The 232-nt window shown below is 72.0% G+C and carries 1 pseudogene; it reads left to right on the top strand.

The features are described from left to right. Positions 1–28 precede the first annotated feature (28 nt). A pseudogene (locus FVA95_RS30490) lies at positions 29–232 on the top strand (thioesterase family protein); the annotation flags it as partial.

Here is a 232-nt window from a genome sequence, read left to right as displayed (position 1 = left end):
CCTGCAGGCCGATGCCGAAGGCGCGCCCGTGGTGACCACCACGGCCACGGCCGTCACCGCCGTGCGCCGCGATACCTGGAGTGCTGGCGATGTGCCCATGCCTGCCGTGCCCGGCCCCACGGCCCACCCCGCCATTGAACACGGGCCCGAAGCCATGGAATGGCTCAACCGCTACGAAATGCGCCCCATCACCGGCGCACTGCCGCGCGCCTGGGATGGCAGTGGCGACCAC

Origin of the sequence: Pseudonocardia sp. EV170527-09 (genome assembly GCF_008369905.1) — a bacterium.
Classification (GTDB): domain Bacteria; phylum Actinomycetota; class Actinomycetes; order Mycobacteriales; family Pseudonocardiaceae; genus Pseudonocardia.
Note: the sequence above shows the minus strand (reverse complement) of the source record. Positions and strands in the feature narration are given on the sequence as shown.